This is a genomic window from Streptomyces zaehneri, assembly GCF_032248645.1.
GTDB lineage: Bacteria > Actinomycetota > Actinomycetes > Streptomycetales > Streptomycetaceae > Streptomyces > Streptomyces coriariae.
In genome coordinates, this window is sequence record NZ_JASTTJ010000022.1 from 1 (window position 1) to 13,517 (window position 13,517).

The window sequence follows — 13,517 nt, forward strand, 5'->3', positions numbered from 1 at the left end:
GGCCGCACGGCTTGTAGGCCGCAGGCCGCAGGCCGCACGGCTTGTAGGCCGCAGGCCGCAGGCCGCACGGCTTGTAGGCCGCAGGCCGCAGGCCGCACGGCTTGTAGGCCGCAGGCCGCAGGCCGCAGGCCGCACGGCTTGTAGGCCGCAGGCCGCACGGCTTGTAGGCCGCAGGCAGGCAAGGCCTCAGGCACAGGCGGCACGGCTTTTGTGGCCGGCCGCAACAGGCGGCACGGCTGGTGCGGCCGGCCGCACGGTTCCCGCGTCGGTCGGCGGGCGCGTCCGTGGGCCGGCGCCGCCCCACGAGCCGAATTTTCCGCACCCGGGCCGCCCCGCCGGCGAAGCGCCCCGCATCATGTCCCCATGCGTGCTGCCCGCCTCATCAAGATGGTGCTCCTCCTCCAGTCCCGGCCCACCATGACCGCGTCCGAGCTCGCCCGCGAACTGGAGGTGTCGGAGCGGACCGTCACACGGGACGCGCAGGCGCTGTCCGAGGCGGGCGTGCCGGTGTACGCGGAGCGCGGGCGGGCGGGGGGCTACCGGCTCGTCGGGGGCTACCGGACGCGGCTGACGGGGCTGGGGCGAGGTGAGGCCGAGGCGCTGTTCCTGAGCGGGGTGCCGGGGGCGCTGCGGGAGATGGGTCTCGAGGACATCGCGTCGGCCGCGCGGCTGAAGGTGTCGGCGGCTCTGCTGCCCTCCCTGCGGGACGCACCGCGTACGGCGGCGCAGCGGTTCCATCTGGACGCGCCCGCGTGGTTCCGGGAGCCCGCGGCGCCGGCCCTGCTGCCGGTGGTCGCGGACGCGGTGTGGGACGACCGGTGTGTGAGTGCCCGCTACCGGCGCGGGGAGAGCGAGGTGGTGCGGGAGCTGGAGCCGTACGGGCTCGTGCTCAAGGCAGGGGTCTGGTACCTGTGCGCCCGGGTCTGCGGGGCGCGGGCGACGGGGACGGGGACCGGGACGACCGGGGCGGCGACGGGAGCGGGAGCGTTCCGGACCTACCGGATCGACCGGTTCGTCGGTGTCGAGATCATGGAGGATCGTTTCAGCAGAGACGAGGGCTTCGATCTGCCCGGGTTCTGGGGCGAGCAGGCAGAGCGGTTCGCGCGGTCGATCCTGCGGGCCGAGGTGGTCCTGCGGCTCTCCGCGACGGGTGTGCGCAACCTTCCGTACGCCGTCGATCCGGTGGCCGCCCGGGACGCGCTGGCGGGTGTCCCGGAGCCGGACGCGACGGGCTGGGTGACGGTCACCCTGCGGGTCGAGTCGGAGGAGGTGGCGCACACGCAGCTCGCGGCGCTGGGACCGGAGGCCGAGGTGCTCTCGCCGGCCACACTGCGGGAGCGGTTCACCGCGGACGCGATACGGCTGACCGAGCTCTACGGGCGTCGGGGAGGGTGAGGATCCCGCCGGAATCCCCGGCACTCCGGGTGCGTGGCGCACTGCGAGGCACGATGCTGGACGCGTGATGGACGAGACGGAGTTCTGGGAGCTGGTGGACGCCTCCCGCGAGGCCGCCGAGGGCGATCCCGAGGAGCAGGCCGACCAGCTCGTGGAGCGGCTGCTCCGGCTGGACCCGGATTCCGTGCTCGACTTCGCCCGGCACTTCGAGTCCCGCTACAACCGCGCCTACCGCTGGGACCTGTGGGGCGCTGCCTGGCTGCTGCTGGACGGGGCCAGCGACGACGCATTCGACTTCTTCCGGTGCTGGCTGATCGGACAGGGCCGCGAGGTCTTCGAGGGCGCCCTGCACGGCGACCCGGACTCGCTCGCCGATCTGCTGGACGACTTCGACGAGGAGATCGACGGGGACGCCGAGGAACTCGGCTACGCGGCCGACGAGGCCTACGAGCAGCTCACCGGGACCGTCGCGCCGGACCTGGGCATTCCGCCCGCGCCCGCCGAACCCGAGGGCACTCCGGTCGCCTTCGAGAACGAGGGGGCGCTGGCCGAGCGGTATCCCCGGCTGTGGCAGCGATTCAAGGAGTGAAGGAGTGAGTGCGGTGACCCGCGCCGGCGCTCACACCGCGAGCTTGCGGCGGGTGCTGTCCGTCGGGATGTACGCCTGCGACTGATCGACCCGCACCGCGTGGTGCATCGGCGCCTTGTTGGCCTGCTCCAGGGCGGAGGCGGTGGTCGCGGCCGGGCCCAGGACGACCGCGGCGACGGCGCAGAGCACGGTCCAGGGGCCGCGGGCGGCCTTGGACCAGGCCGGGCCGCGCTCCGTGGCGCCGGCGCCGCCCGTCCCTCCCGCACTTTCCGCGTACGCCGGGTTTCCCGCGTTCGCGGAGTTTCCCGTGGTCGCGGAGTTTCCCGTGGTCCTCGGGTCTCCCGTGCTCCTCGGGTCTCCCGTGGTCTCCGAGTGTCCCGTGTTCCCCGCGGACCGGTTACGACTGCTGTTCATGATCCCCGCCTCCAGTCGGTCTGTGTCGTAGACGACCGTAGGACGCGGGAATGGGAGAACCCTGAACGCCGCCTAAGGCGTTCCTGTGAGACTCCCGGCGGCCTGGGCCGACGTTCTGCCCTGGAGCCGGGCCGCCGTTTCACGGATCTCCGGCAGACGCGCGGTGAGGGCGGCGCCGGGGCAGCTGGTCATGTAGCCGTCCTTGTGGCCGGCCAGCGCCGGGAGGGTGGTGGTGGTGCCCGCGGCGTACCGGCTGCGGCTGTTGCTGGAGGTGAGCCGGACGTCCGCGCGCGGGTCGATGTCGGACAGTCCGAGCTTCCAGGCCGCCAGGGCGGCGATCGCGTCGACCATCGCCTGCGGCACCGGCACCCCGGCGGTGAACGTGCCGAGCGCGGCGATGCCGGCCGTACGGTGGTTGAAGCCCTGGGTGTGGGCTCCGGTGACGGGCCGGTCGACGCCGCCCGCGCGGCCCTCGTAGATCGTGCCGCAGCGGTCGACGAGGAAGTTGTAGCCGATGTCGTCCCAGTCCCGGGCGCCGATCTGGCCCGCGTACAGGTAGCGGATGATCCGCGGCGCGTCGGCGCAGTCGTAGCCGTTGGGCGAGTCGGTGTGGTGCACGAAGACGGCGACGACCTTGTCGTCGTAGCGCGGGGGCGGCTGCGCGTGCCGGGCGAGGTCGTCCAGCCAGGCGGCGCGGGGCACGACGCGCGGGCGGACCGCCGGATGGACGGCGGCGGGCCGGGCGGCGGGCGAGCGGGGGGCCGTGGCGGCCGTGGCGGCGTCGTCCACGCCACCCGCGCACAGCCCCAGGGCGGCCATGGCGGCGAGTCCGGGCAGGCAGCCCAGGAGCACGAGGAGCGGGCCCGGTATTCGCGCCGGGCGTCGTCCTCGCGTTCCCCGCGCGCCGCGGGCGGCCGGTCGGAAGGCACACATGAACACACTGTCGACCGGTTCCGGTCCGTCCGCGATGTGTGCTGTGCCACCTGGTGGAACCATCGTCCCGGTCCACGACGTTTTCCGGGGTAGCACGCACGCGTGGCCGGTTCGGTGGGTCACGCGCGGGTGATCGACGGGTAGCTGATCACTGGGCCCTTCCCGCACGTACTCACCGACCAGGGGTTACAAGAGAAAGGCGGCCGTGTGGACCTGCTCGACATCCTGCTGGTGCTGGTGATCCTGGCCTACGCCGGCTCCGGCTACCGGCGTGGACTGGTGGCCGGCTGCGTCTCGCTCGCCGGGTTCGTGGGCGGCGCGGTGATCGGCGTGTGGGTCCTGCCGTGGCTGATGGACCTGGTGACACCGGGGACCACGGCGGCGACGGTGACGGCGGTGGTCACGGTGCTCCTCCCCGCGGTGGCCGGGCACGAGCTGGCGGGGCGGCTGGCGCTGCGGCTGCGCCGGGAGCTGGACCGCGGGCCGCTCAGAGTGGCCGACGGGGTCGGCGGGGCGGCGGCGAACGCGGTGGCGGTGCTCATCGTGGCCTGGGTGGCGGCGAGCGTGCTGGGCGCGTCCTCGTCCCCCGTGGTCACGTCGTCCATACGGGACTCCCGGCTGCTGGGAGCCGTGCAGGACGCCATGCCGGACACCACGCCCACCTGGTTCTCGCGGGCCACCTCGGCGCTGACCCAGGCGGGCTTCCCGCAGGTCTTCAACCCGTTCGAGAACGAGTCGACGGCCGAGGTCGCCAAGCCCACCGGCGACAGCGTCACGCCGAGCGCGACCGAGGCGGCCAAGCGGAGCACGGTGAAGATCGAGGGCGTCTCGGGCGACCAGGGCCGCGAGGGCAGCGGCTTCGTGTACGCGAGCGAGCACGTGATGACCAACGCGCACGTGGTGGCGGGCATCGACGACCCGACCGTGCGGATCGGCGGCGTGGGCCGCTCGTACGACGCGCGCGTGGTGCTCTTCGACCCGGACAAGGACGTGGCCGTGCTCTACGTGCCGGACCTGAGGGCGCCGGTCCTGAGCTTCGACGACGACGCCTCGCGCGGGGACTCGGCGGTCGTCGCCGGCTATCCGCAGGACGGCGACCTGAACCTCCAGGCGGCGACGGTCGCGAACCGGGTGAAGGCCACCGGCCGGAACATCTACAACGACGAGATCGTCACCCGGGAGATCTACTCGATCCGCTCCACCGTCCGCCCCGGCAACTCCGGTGGCCCGCTGCTGACCACCGCGGGCCGGGTCTACGGCGTCGTCTTCGCCCGTTCCACCTCCGACGACGAGACGGGGTACGTGCTCACGGCGGCCGAGGTGGCGGGCGACGCCGAGCGGGCGGCGAAGGCGACGCAGGCGGTGGACACCGGAAAGCTGGCGACCTCCTGAGCCCCCCCGCGTCGCTCCGGCGCGGCCCTCTACAGCGCGCGCCCCATGAACACGTCGTCCACGTACTCCCCGGCCAGCAGGAACTCCTCCGGCAGGACGCCCTCCACGACGAACCCCTCGGACGCGTAGAGCCCCCGGGCCGGGGTGTTGTGGCCGAGGACGCGCAGGGTGATCCGGCGGGCGCCCTGTCGGCGGGCCTCATCGAAGGCGGCGCGGATCAGCGCCCGTCCGACGCCCCGGCCGCGTCCCTCGTCGAGGACGGCGAGGCCCTGTATCTGCCGCACATGCGCGTTGCAGGCGAGCGAGGTGGGCGGGACGAGGCGGACGTAGCCGATGACACGGTCGTCCAGTTCGGCGACCAGATAGTCCTCGGGGACGTGGCGCTCGTCGAAGAAGGGGGCGTACGGCGGCTCCGGCTCGGGCATGACCGCGTGCAGCGGGGACCAGGTCAGACGGTCTACGAGGGCCAGCGCTTCGGCGTCGGCCGATCGTGCGGTGCGGATGCGGGGTGCGCAAGGTTCGGGCATGGCCGTCACCCTATGGCGGCAGGACGGCGTCCAGACCGGGGTTTTATCGGGTCACCGGGCAGGATGGCCGCATGGAACGTGAGCGAATCGCGGTGGCCGGCGCCTCCGGCCTGATCGGCAGCGCCCTGGTGCGGTCCCTGACCGCGGACGGGCATCGGGTGGTGCGCCTCGTGCGCCATGCGCCCCGGGGCGCCGACGAGGTGCGCTGGGACCCCGAACAGGGGCAGGTGGACACGGCCGGGCTCGCCGGGTGCGACGCCGTGGTCAACCTGGCCGGGGCGGGGGTCGGCGACCGGCGCTGGAGCGAGGAGTACAAGAAGCGGATCCACGACAGCCGCGTGCACGGCACGACGGCGCTGGCGAAGGCCGTCGCCTCGCTCGACGAACCGCCGCGGGTGTTCGTGAACGGCAGCGCGATGGGTCTGTACGGCGAGACCGGCGAGCGCGTCGTGGACGAGGGCTCGCCCGCCGGGAGCGGCTTCCTGCCGGAGCTGTGCGTGGAGTGGGAGGCGGCCGCGGGCCCCGCCCAGGAGGCGGGCGTCCGTACCGTCTTCACCCGGACCGGGCTGGTCGTGGCGCGCGGCGGCGGGGCCTGGGGCAAGCTGTTCCCCCTCTTCACGGCGGGGCTCGGGGGGCGGATGGGCGACGGCCGGCAGTACTGGTCGTACATCGCGCTGCACGACGAGGTGGCGGCGATCCGGCATCTGCTAGACCGGGACGACCTGTCGGGACCGTTCAACCTGACCGCGCCCGAGCCGCTGACGAACCGGGAGATCACCGAGGCGATGGGGCGGGTGCTGCACCGGCCGACGCTGTTCGCGGTGCCGGCGCCGGTGCTGCGCTCGGTGCTGGGCGAGATGGCCGGGGACGTGCTGGGCAGCGCACGGGTGGTGCCGAAGCGACTGCTGGAGTCCGGGTTCACCTTCGCGTTCCCCGGGATCGAGGACGCCATCCGGGCAGCGTGATCCTTCACGTGACCGTATGCGACCGCCGTGCGACCGTGCCCTGTCCATGCGCGACTGTCCATGACCGATCACGGCCCTAACCTCGACCCGAACTCGGGTATCCGGGACGGCTGTTGGGGGCATGACGTCTCCACCGGCCGCGCAACCTCGAGGAGGGGCACGTGCTTGAGCCCGCGTACCAGGCAGACGTCGTCGTGGTGGGAGCCGGCGTCGCCGGACTCTCCGCCGCGCACCGGCTGGCCAGCGCAGGAGTAACGACCGTAGTCCTGGAGGCCGCCCCTTACGTGGGCGGCCGCATGTCGACGGAGAAGGTCGACGGGTTCCGGCTCGACCGCATCGGGCAGCTGCTGTCCACGGCGTATCCGGAACTGGGCCTGACACCGGGGCTGGACGCGCTCGTCCTGCGTCCGTTCGCGCCGGGGGTCCTGCTGCACAGCGACGGGCGCCATCACCGCGCGGGCGCGCAGGCGGGCGCCGGGAGCGCAAGGGGCGCACTGCACGCCGTACGCGCCTTGGCGAGCGTTCCCCGGCCGGGCGGGACGCCCAGACCGCGCGCCGGCGGCTCCCCGGCCGCGTGGGTGCGGCCGGCGCCGCCACCCAGGGTCCGGGCGGGGGCGCCACTGGGCACCGCCGTGGACCAGGCCCGGCTGGGCGCCGCGCTCACCCGGCTCGCGGTCACCCCCGCCGAACGGCTGATGCGCCGCCCGGAGTCGCCGGCCGCCCAGGCCCTCGCGGCTCGTGGTCTGCCCGCCCGCACGATCGACGGCTTCCTGCGTCCACTGCTCGCCGCGCTGCTCTGCGACCCCGGCCTCACCACCTCCAGCCGGTGCGCGGACCTCGCGCTGCGGGCCTTCGCGGCCGGCCGGCTGTCGCTGCCGGAGGGCGGGGCCGAGGTGCTGCCCGAGCTGCTCGCGCGGACGCTGCGGCCGGGCACCGTGCACACCGGGGTGCGGGTCACCTCGGTCTCCACGACCTCGGTGACCACCGCCGAGCACGGCGAGTTCCGGTGCCGCGCCGTGCTGGTGGCCACCGACGCGCGCACCGCGGCGGAGCTGCTGCCCGGGCTGCGGGTGCCCGACTTCCATCCGGTGACGGTCGTCCACCACACGACCGACGACCCGCCCGGGACCGGCGCGTCGCTGCTCCTCGACGCCGACCGGGGCGGGCCGGTCGCACACACGGCCGTGGTCAGCCGGGTCGACCCCGGCCGCGCGCCCGCGGGACGTGCGCTGATCTCGTCCACGGTCCTCGGCACACCGCCGCCGGGCGTCGACACCGCCGTACGCATGCATCTGTCCCGGCTGTACGGCACCTCGACCGCGCGCTGGGAGACGCTGGCCGTGCACCACACCGCCGAGGCCGTGCCGGCGATGCGGGCGCCGCACGATCTGCGGCGGGCCGTGCGGTTGCTGGCGGGCCTGTACGTGTGCGGCGACCATCGGGACACCAGCACCGTGCAGGGCGCGCTGCACTCGGCGCACCGGGCCGCGTCGGCGATCGTCTCCGATCTGGGCGCCGCCGGTCCACTGCACCTGGCCGACCCGCGCCCGACGGCCCGCGAGGAGCAGGCAGCCGCGTGACCGGCCCCGGGTCTGGGGGCTCGAGCCCCCAGACCCCCGGCCTGTGCCCACGCACCACCCGTCTCGGTCGGTGAAGGGCCGGGTCAGCCCCTGTCTGCCCGTCCGGCGATCGAGGACGAGGCACCTTCAGGGCCGACAGGGGGTCCCGGGGCCGGAAACCCCAGGGGTGGTGGGGTCAGGCCAGGGCCGCGACCTTGTCGCGGTAGGTGCGGGCCGGCGCCGCGTCCTTGTACGGCTCCAGTCGGCGCTCGAAGTCCCGGACGTACTCCAGCGCACGCACGGACCGCATCTCCGCCGCCTGCCCGGCCGCCTCCGCGGCCAGCTGGCAGGCCTGGTCGAGTTCGCCGAGGCCGAGCCGGGCGGAGGCGAGGACGACCCGGCAGAACAGCCGGCTGCGGGCGTGCGCGGCGGGCCGCAGCTGGAGGGAGCGTTCGGCGTGCTGGGCGGCCGCCCGGAACTGCTGGAGGTCGCGGTGGCAGTGCCCGAACTCGTCGGCGAGCTGCGCCTCGTCGAAGAAGCGCGCCCAGTGCGGCACCTCGTCGCCGGACTTGGCCGCCTCCAGCGCGCGTTCGGCGCGCACGAGGGCGGCGGTCGAGGCACGCACCTCGCCGAGCACGCCGTGCCCGCGCGCCTCCGCCGAGTGCAGCAGCGCCTGCACGACGGCCGGGGCGCCCGTGCCGACCCCCTGCTGGGCCACCCGCGCGAGCTGCACGGCCTCGCGCCCGTGGCCGAGATAGACGGCCTGGCGGCTCATCGTGACGAGGACGAAGGAGCCGTACGCCCGGTCCCCGGCCGCCTGTGAGAGGCGCAGGGCCTGGACGAAGTAGCGCTGGGCCAGGCCGTGCGCGGCGATGTCGAAGGAGGTCCAGCCCGCGAGGCGGGTCAGGTCGGCGGCCGCGCCGAACAGACGGCGGCCGGTCTGCTCGCCGTAGGCTCCGCGCAGCATCGGCTCGCACTCGTGCTCCAGGTAGCGCACCAGGGCCTGGCGGGCGTGCCCGCCGCCGTACCGGTCGTCGAGGGTGCGGAAGAGCTCGCCGACCGAGCGGAGCGCGGAGATGTCGCCGCCGGTGACCCGCTGGGCGACGCCCCGCTCACTGCCCTGGCCGCGCTGCCGGGGGACGGCCGCCGGACCCGGCAGCACCTGGGCCGGCGCCGTCACGGGCGGCGCGGACGCGGGCTGCCGGGATGCGGCGGGCCGGGGCCCCGAACGGCTCTGGACGGGCACCCGGGCGGACGGCTCGCTGCGGGCGACCTTCTCGTCGGCCCGCCCGATCAGCCAGTCACGGCTCGGCACGACGAGCCCCGCCGGGGTGAAGGCGATCTTGCGGAGCTCGGCATGGCTGCCGGAGTCCTTGCGCCAGAGCCCGCCGACGATGTCGATGGCCTCCTCGGGGGTACCGGCGAACTCCAGACCCGCGTAGACGGGGGCGCAGGCGTCCAGGCCGAGGTCCTGGGCGGTGAGCCGACGGCCCAGGCGCCGGGTGAAGACCTCGGCGATGAGCGCGGGAGTGGTGCCCCGGGGCTGCTGCCCACGCAGCCACCGGGTGACGGACGTCTTGTCGTATCTGAGATCCAGCCCGTGTTCGAGGCCGAGCTGATCGACGCGACGGGCCAGTCCCGCGTTGGAGAAGCCCGCTTCTGCGATGAGCGCGGCGAGCTGGCGGTTGGGAGTGCGCTGCGCGGGTCGTTCCGTCATCTGCGGTGCGGTCTCCTGCCTGCCGGGCCTTTGACGTGCCCGGATGAAGTGCCCTGCTGCGGTGAGCAGCCCTTTTGGCCTCGTGAACGGCGCGAATGTAGCGGAGCGTAAACAGCCGGTCGCACATATCGACCTTCATTCATCCGATCGTGTGAGGATTGCCCCCGAGGCTGACGCGGAACGCGCGGACGTACAGTGGCTTGGGCGCGTTACGTGCCTGACGACTTTCCAGGGAGGCGCTTGCCGTGAGCGAGCTGCGGTTCGTCCGGATGGGGTTCGGCGGGGACGCCGTCGTGTACCAGGAGGCGTGGGACGAGCAACGCCGCGTGCACGCGGCGCGGTTCACCGACGAGGTTCCGGACACCGTGCTGCTCCTGGAGCACCCGCCGGTGTACACCGCGGGCCGGCGCACCGCCGATGACGAGCGCCCCCTGGACGGCACCCCGGTCGTGGACGTGGACCGCGGCGGCAAGATCACCTGGCACGGGCCGGGACAGCTGGTGGGCTACCCGATCCTGAAGCTGCCGCGGCCGGTCGACGTCGTCGCCCATGTGCGGCGCCTGGAGGAGGCACTGATCCGGGTGTGCGCGGAGTTCGGCCTCGAGACCTCCCGGGTCGAGGGCCGCAGCGGGGTGTGGGTGCTCGGCGACCCGGTGGAGCGGCGCCCCTCGCTCGGCGGGCTGTCGCTGGACTTCGACCCCCGGCTCACCGACGAGGAGTTCGATCCGCGGCTGAACGGCCCGGAGTACGCCCCGTCGAACGCGGGCCAGCGGCGCGAGGACCGCAAGATCGCGGCGATCGGGATCCGGGTCGCCAAGGGCGTCACGATGCACGGCTTCGCGCTCAACGTGAACCCGGACAACAAGTGGTTCGACCGGATCATCCCGTGCGGGATCCGGGACGCGGGGGTCGCCTCGCTGGCGAACGAGCTGGGCCGGGACGTCACGATCGACGAGGTGCTGCCGGTCGTGGAGCGACACCTGAAGGACGTGCTCGAGACCGCGGAACCGAAGCCGCGGGAGATCGAGAAGGCGACCGCCTGACCGGGAATGGGCCCCTCGTCCCTGAGGTTGGCCTCACAGCAGGACCCGGTAAACACGGGCGTACCCTGGTGTACGCCGAAGAATCGAAAGTCTACGCAGACAGGCAGGGAGCCGACGTGTCCGCAGTCGCACCCGACGGACGCAAGATGCTGCGCCTGGAGGTCCGCAACAGCCAGACCCCCATCGAGCGCAAGCCCGAGTGGATCAAGACCCGGGCGAAAATGGGTCCCGAGTACACCAAGATGCAGAACCTCGTGAAGAGCGAGGGCCTGCACACCGTGTGCCAGGAAGCCGGCTGTCCCAACATCTACGAATGCTGGGAAGACCGTGAGGCCACCTTCCTGATCGGCGGCGACCAGTGCACCCGGCGCTGCGACTTCTGCCAGATCGACACCGGCAAGCCCGAGGCGCTGGACCGTGACGAGCCGCGGCGCGTCGGTGAGTCCGTCGTCACGATGGACCTGAACTACGCCACCATCACCGGCGTCGCCCGCGACGACCTGGAGGACGGCGGGGCCTGGCTGTACGCCGAGACGGTCCGGCAGATCCACGCGCAGACCGCCGGGCGCGAGTCCGGTCGCACGAAGGTGGAGCTGCTCGCCCCCGACTTCAACGCCGTGCCGGAGCAGCTGGCCGAGGTCTTCTCCTCGCGCCCCGAGGTCTTCGCGCACAACGTCGAGACGGTCCCGCGGATCTTCAAGCGGATCCGCCCCGGCTTCCGTTACGAGCGTTCGCTGAACGTCATCACGGCGGCCCGCGACCACGGGCTCGTCACCAAGTCGAACCTGATCCTCGGAATGGGCGAGACCCGCGAGGAGGTCGGCGAGGCGCTTCGGCAGCTGCACGACGCCGGCTGCGAGCTGGTCACCATCACGCAGTACCTGCGGCCCTCCGTGCGCCACCACCCGGTGGAGCGCTGGGTCAAGCCGCACGAGTTCGTGGAGCTGAAGGAGGAGGCCGAGCAGATCGGCTTCTCCGGCGTGATGTCGGGCCCGCTGGTACGGTCCTCCTACCGTGCCGGGCGGCTGTACCGGATGGCCGTCGAGAAGCGCGGCGCGTTCATCGCCTCCCAAGCCGTCTGACGCGACGTCAGCTCTCTTGCGCCGTACGGTCGCAGGCCGACTGTGTGAATTCGCGCACAAGATACTACCGACCAGTAGTGACCGATATGACGCGGCCCCGGCCGTCCTCGCAGATGAGGGCGTACGCCGGGGTCGCGTCAGCGTTTCGGCCCTGCGTAGCAAGGCTTCATTCGTGTTTGACCGGTCGGTCACGCCCTGGTAACACCAATCAGTGACGCTGGTATCACATCAGGTGCACCAGACAGCCCCGTACCCGAAGCCGTCCGAGGGGGACACCCACCATGCAGGCCGCGCCCGTTCGCGCCACCGCGATCCCGACCTTCAGCACCGCACTGCGCGCCGTCGAGTCGCTGCTCATGAGCAGCGGCCAGCGCACCGCCCGTCGCAACGCCTGGACCTCCGTGCTGGAGGACCGTCGTCGCGCCAAGGACCGGGTCGAGGCGCAGCGCGTCCTCGAAGCGGTCACCACCGTCCGCCCCTGACCCACCCCCTCCCCACACCTCCCCACACCTCCCCTCCTGCCGTCGTAGGCGCTTCCGAGGCCACGTAGACTTCGGGGCATGGCGAGAAGTGACAGCGCGGCGGACGCCGCTAACCCCGGGCGACTGAAGCAGATCGCCCTGACGTTCAAGATGACCCACAAGGCCGACAAGACGATCGGTTTCGTCCTTGCGGGTGTCTTCCTCATCACCTTCGGCGTCTTTCTCGCGATCGGATTCCTGATCGGCCACCCGGTCTACCTGGGAATCCTGGGCTTCCTGCTCGCCTTCCTCGCGACGGCGATCGTGTTCGGACGCCGGGCCGAGCGGGCCGCCTTCGGTCAGATGGAGGGCCAGCCGGGCGCCGCCGCGGCCGTCCTCGACAACATCGGCCGGGGCTGGACGACGACCCCCGCGGTGGCGATGAACCGCAGCCAGGACGTGGTGCACCGGGCCGTCGGCAAGGCCGGCATCGTCCTGGTCGCCGAGGGCAACCCGAACCGGGTGAAGAGCCTGCTGGCCGCCGAGAAGAAGAAGATGAACCGGATCGTCGCGGACGTGCCGGTGCACGATGTGATCGTCGGTACGGGCGAGGGCCAGGTCGAGCTGAAGAAGCTGCGCACCACCCTGCTGAAGTACCCCCGGGTCCTGGCCGGCCCGCAGGTGACCGCCACCAACGACCGGCTGCGCGCCATGGGCGACCTGATGAGCAACATGCCGCTGCCGAAGGGTCCGATGCCGAAGGGCATGCGCCTGCCGAAGGGCGGCGGCAAGGCCCGCTGAGTCACCTTTCCCACGTCACGAAGGGGGCGCCCGGATCACTCCGGGCGCCCCCTTCGTCGTACCGGAACCCGCCGGCCGCACCGGAGACTCAGATCCGGACCTCCACGGTGCGGGCCAGGCGGTCGTGCAGGCCACGGCCGTCGCGGTCCCAGATCAGGGCCGGGACGGCCAGGCAGAGCAGGATCGTGCGCGCCACGGCGCGCAGGGGGCTGACCGCGCCGGTCTCGACGGACACCACACGCAGGCCGAACAGACGCTTGCCCGGGGTGGAGCCGACCGTGCCGACCGTCAGGACGCTCAGCACGAAGAAGACGAGCAGGGCCCAGTTGCTTGTCGCCGGGCGGTAGCCGTCCGTGATCAAGCTGTATGCGATCAAGACGCCGAAACCCCAGTCCACGGCCAGCGCACCGAGCCGCCGGCCGGGGCGGGCGATCGAGCCCGGCCCGTTCTCCGGCAGACCGAGCTGCTCACCCCTGTATCCGAAGTCGACACCGGCTTCCTCAGCGGCTGCGCGGGGGCCCGAGAGCCACGAGCCGATTGCATCCCTGTTGTCCACCCGACCACGGTACTGCGCCCGTTTCGCGATACGGACAGGTGGGGTACACCGGGCAGGCTCCGGTTAACTTGTGCGAAACAAAC

General features: G+C 72.8%; 13 protein-coding genes and 1 pseudogene. 9 read left to right on the forward strand and 5 right to left on the reverse strand.

Features of this window, described 5'->3' with window-relative positions:
- The first annotated feature begins 363 nt into the window (after positions 1-363).
- Together QQM72_RS30195 and QQM72_RS30200 are read left to right on the forward strand one after the other, a co-directional pair.
- On the forward strand, positions 364-1,395 hold the full coding sequence (locus tag QQM72_RS30195) for a helix-turn-helix transcriptional regulator (RefSeq protein ID WP_314224009.1): 1,032 nt from the start codon (positions 364-366) through the stop codon (positions 1,393-1,395).
- Between the two features lie 67 nt (positions 1,396-1,462).
- Entirely contained in the window at positions 1,463-1,984 is a 522-nt protein-coding gene (locus QQM72_RS30200) for a DUF4240 domain-containing protein (RefSeq protein WP_020126698.1), read from the forward strand.
- A 30-nt stretch (positions 1,985-2,014) separates the two neighbouring features.
- On the opposite strand, the pseudogene QQM72_RS40975 reads toward QQM72_RS30200, so the two are convergent.
- Together QQM72_RS40975 and QQM72_RS30210 are read right to left on the reverse strand one after the other, a co-directional pair.
- Positions 2,015-2,203, reverse strand: a pseudogene (locus tag QQM72_RS40975) (hypothetical protein); the annotation flags it as partial.
- Positions 2,204-2,470: 267 nt separating this feature from the next.
- Positions 2,471-3,250, reverse strand: a complete 780-nt coding sequence (locus QQM72_RS30210) for a peptidoglycan recognition protein family protein (RefSeq protein ID WP_314224146.1) — start codon at positions 3,248-3,250, stop codon at positions 2,471-2,473.
- 288 nt (positions 3,251-3,538) lie between these two features.
- Here QQM72_RS30210 and QQM72_RS30215 point away from each other — a divergent pair, with 288 nt between their 5' ends.
- Positions 3,539-4,723 (forward strand): MarP family serine protease, encoded by a 1,185-nt coding sequence (locus QQM72_RS30215; RefSeq protein WP_020126701.1) that lies wholly within the window; start codon positions 3,539-3,541, stop codon positions 4,721-4,723.
- A 29-nt stretch (positions 4,724-4,752) separates the two neighbouring features.
- Here the strand turns inward: QQM72_RS30215 and QQM72_RS30220 are convergent, their stop codons facing one another.
- Positions 4,753-5,250: a GNAT family N-acetyltransferase gene (locus QQM72_RS30220; RefSeq protein WP_314224010.1), complete on the reverse strand. Its 498-nt coding sequence runs from the start codon at positions 5,248-5,250 to the stop codon at positions 4,753-4,755.
- A gap of 71 nt (positions 5,251-5,321) precedes the next feature.
- On the opposite strand from QQM72_RS30220, the gene QQM72_RS30225 reads away from it, so the two are divergent.
- A complete protein-coding gene (locus QQM72_RS30225; protein WP_314224011.1) occupies positions 5,322-6,215 on the forward strand; it encodes a TIGR01777 family oxidoreductase in 894 nt (297 codons plus the stop codon).
- A gap of 161 nt (positions 6,216-6,376) precedes the next feature.
- Positions 6,377-7,795 (forward strand): NAD(P)/FAD-dependent oxidoreductase, encoded by a 1,419-nt coding sequence (locus QQM72_RS30230; protein ID WP_314224012.1) that lies wholly within the window; start codon positions 6,377-6,379, stop codon positions 7,793-7,795.
- A gap of 175 nt (positions 7,796-7,970) precedes the next feature.
- Here the strand turns inward: QQM72_RS30230 and QQM72_RS30235 are convergent, their stop codons facing one another.
- On the reverse strand, positions 7,971-9,491 hold the full coding sequence (locus tag QQM72_RS30235; RefSeq protein WP_314224014.1) for a regulator: 1,521 nt from the start codon (positions 9,489-9,491) through the stop codon (positions 7,971-7,973).
- Between the two features lie 245 nt (positions 9,492-9,736).
- On the opposite strand from QQM72_RS30235, the gene lipB reads away from it, so the two are divergent.
- The 4 genes from lipB to QQM72_RS30255 all read left to right on the forward strand — a co-directional run bounded on the left by lipB (position 9,737) and on the right by QQM72_RS30255 (position 12,878).
- Positions 9,737-10,534: a lipoyl(octanoyl) transferase LipB gene (gene lipB / locus QQM72_RS30240; RefSeq protein WP_230196161.1), complete on the forward strand. Its 798-nt coding sequence runs from the start codon at positions 9,737-9,739 to the stop codon at positions 10,532-10,534.
- 116 nt (positions 10,535-10,650) lie between these two features.
- A complete protein-coding gene (gene lipA / locus QQM72_RS30245) occupies positions 10,651-11,616 on the forward strand; it encodes a lipoyl synthase (RefSeq protein ID WP_314224015.1) in 966 nt (321 codons plus the stop codon).
- Positions 11,617-11,897: 281 nt separating this feature from the next.
- The gene (locus QQM72_RS30250) at positions 11,898-12,098 is read left to right on the forward strand and encodes an SCO2195 family GlnR-regulated protein (RefSeq protein ID WP_314224016.1); all 201 of its coding nucleotides are present in this window, start codon (positions 11,898-11,900) and stop codon (positions 12,096-12,098) included.
- Positions 12,099-12,176: 78 nt separating this feature from the next.
- A complete protein-coding gene (locus tag QQM72_RS30255; RefSeq protein ID WP_028806309.1) occupies positions 12,177-12,878 on the forward strand; it encodes a DUF4191 domain-containing protein in 702 nt (233 codons plus the stop codon).
- Positions 12,879-12,966: 88 nt separating this feature from the next.
- Here the strand turns inward: QQM72_RS30255 and QQM72_RS30260 are convergent, their stop codons facing one another.
- Positions 12,967-13,434 (reverse strand): RDD family protein, encoded by a 468-nt coding sequence (locus QQM72_RS30260; RefSeq protein ID WP_314224017.1) that lies wholly within the window; start codon positions 13,432-13,434, stop codon positions 12,967-12,969.
- Positions 13,435-13,517 lie beyond the last annotated feature (83 nt).

Excerpts from the sequence above, each read along its gene's own strand:
- QQM72_RS30235 (WP_314224014.1), bottom strand. The coding sequence starts at position 9,491 with ATGACGGAACGACCCGCGCAGCGCACTCCCAACCGCCAGCTCGCCGCG.
- QQM72_RS30255 (WP_028806309.1), top strand. The coding sequence starts at position 12,177 with ATGGCGAGAAGTGACAGCGCGGCGGACGCCGCTAACCCCGGGCGACTG.
- QQM72_RS30195 (WP_314224009.1), top strand. The coding sequence starts at position 364 with ATGCGTGCTGCCCGCCTCATCAAGATGGTGCTCCTCCTCCAGTCCCGG.
- QQM72_RS30200 (WP_020126698.1), top strand. The coding sequence starts at position 1,463 with ATGGACGAGACGGAGTTCTGGGAGCTGGTGGACGCCTCCCGCGAGGCC.
- QQM72_RS30250 (WP_314224016.1), top strand. The coding sequence starts at position 11,898 with ATGCAGGCCGCGCCCGTTCGCGCCACCGCGATCCCGACCTTCAGCACC.
- QQM72_RS30225 (WP_314224011.1), top strand. The coding sequence starts at position 5,322 with ATGGAACGTGAGCGAATCGCGGTGGCCGGCGCCTCCGGCCTGATCGGC.
- QQM72_RS30220 (WP_314224010.1), bottom strand. The coding sequence starts at position 5,250 with ATGCCCGAACCTTGCGCACCCCGCATCCGCACCGCACGATCGGCCGAC.